The 2,048-nt window shown below is 44.3% G+C and carries 1 protein-coding gene; it reads right to left on the bottom strand.

Annotation, left to right across the window (positions count from 1 at the left end):
- Positions 1–82: 82 nt before the first annotated feature.
- Positions 83–1,894: an IS1634 family transposase gene (locus E5987_RS12585; RefSeq protein WP_160336414.1), complete on the bottom strand. Its 1,812-nt coding sequence runs from the start codon at positions 1,892–1,894 to the stop codon at positions 83–85.
- Positions 1,895–2,048: the final 154 nt, after the last annotated feature.

Raw genomic sequence — 2,048 nt, 5'->3', positions numbered from 1 at the left:
TTCTCGTCTTTAGTTTGTAAAAATGAAACAAAACCCTCTTAATTCAGAGGGTTATATCATTTTTTGAGCAGACAAAAGTCACTTATATTGGCAATCTGACTCCGAGACGCTTTGTAATATCAACCACGGTGGTGAGTGTTGGGAGTGGTTCAACCCCAAAGACAGCCATCACTTTTTCGGCTTCTTGGTTCAGATCCACGCTCTTAGAGTAGCTGCTTTCCGGTTTCTCCAGCTCTTGTTCTCCCGTTTTAAGGTACAGCTTCACCTTGTTTTTTACCCCTTCAATCGGAGAGACTGTCGGAGACATCAGTAATTCAACCATCATCTCCGGAGAGTACTCTATAGCTGCCTCACGAAGCTTAAATGCCATGAACCTCTCCAAAGCCAATGCCAGAACACAAACAACAAAGTGCCCCCTGATATGTGCCTCTGTTCTTACATAAATCGGTCTCGTACACAGTACTGACTTCATTACTCGGAAGCAGTTCTCTATCTTCCATAATTCTCTCAGTCTCGAGTAAATCTCCTCATCACTTAAGTCTTCGCAGCAAGTAATCAACCCGTAATAGCCTGCAAATCTTATTTTCCGTTCATAAAGCTCACGGTTTAGTTCATAACGCTCCTCTTGAGCTTTTTTATCCGGATCCGACTGCTTTACTCTTTTCAGAAATTGTCTCGAGCCTCGTTTAAATGAGGCATCAATTCTGCCGCTGCCGGCGCTCATCATCTTCTTAGCTTGCTCCCATTGCAAATTTAATTCCTTCATGTCGTGGGCATACCGCTTAGCCGACCAAGTCACTATCAAACGCGGGTTAACAACCTCTCGTGATTCTTTTTGTTTAACCGCTTCAGGACAGTCCATTGTCTTCATCTTCCATGACATCTCGCCTGTTTCTGAATCAAATTTATATTTCCAGCCGTCCTCGCTAAACAAGTTATCCAACTCTTTGCTGCTGAGCCGGTGAAGACTGTGCGCCACGATAAAGGCACAGTCGTTTTCAATCAGCTTGGAAAGATTCTCTTTGCTGTTAAGTCCTCTGTCAGCCACAACGATGGGTTTGCCCTGCGGACATTTCTGCCGGAACGACTCAACAACCTTCATTAAAGTTTTAACTTCTGCCGTATTGCCGCGATAAACTTCATAGTCCAGAGGAATGCCGCAGCGATCAATTAATAAACCGAGAAGAACCTGTGTCTCATGAGTCCGGTGCTCTTTACTCATGCCTCTTTCGCGTAAACAATCAGGTTCAAAGCTCTCAAAGTAGAAAGTGGTTACGTCATAAAAGACTAAGGAACAATCCCGCGCAATTTCCTTGGATACAGCTTCATCAAGTTTTTTGATGATGGTCGTTTTAGAAGCAGCAAGAATGTCTAAAGCTTCGTAGTGTTGATCCAGTGATACAGAGTCAAACTTGAACAAATGGCGCGGACATTGTCTTCTCATTCCCCGCCGGCTCATGGGACTGAGAATACGGCTGGCCACTTGATAGAACACGGCCAAATCTAAATCCCAAGAAAGTTTTCTGTTGTATCCGGCCTTACGGAACCATGCGTTTAAGCCAAGCTTTTCCCAGACTTTTCGTATGGGAGCCATCCCGTAATGCAGCCGAGGAGCTGAGGCAGCTGCCGAAGAATCAGAAACCGCAGGCGCAATCCGCCGAACCGCAGCCTCTTGGAGTTGTTCTGCACGTGAGGCATCCGAGCGCAGAGCTTTGACTCTGTCTTTTAAAGATTGAAGGTAGTTTGGATCCTCCTTCATTTTTTCAGAAATATCTCCTAAAGCTTCCAAAGTCCGAGAAGAGTTCTTGCGGGTAACCGGGTCTCGAAAGGTTTCGATGATGCTGGCGTAGTAGTGAGAACCTCGTTTGTAGTGCTGCAGAGTAATTGTAGGCATAGACTCTCCGGAATCAGATTTTTACTCATTATATCATAAAAGTAAAACCTAAGCATAATATAAAGCAAATATAAGTTAAATTTATCTTCTAAAAAAATGGGAACAATTAAGCAACCACGGGGGTTGGGGAAGAATTTACGAGGCTAAAGACAGG

The sequence above is a fragment of the Parasutterella muris genome (assembly GCF_009767915.1).
GTDB lineage: Bacteria > Pseudomonadota > Gammaproteobacteria > Burkholderiales > Burkholderiaceae_F > Parasutterella > Parasutterella muris.
Note: the sequence above shows the minus strand (reverse complement) of the source record. Positions and strands in the feature narration are given on the sequence as shown.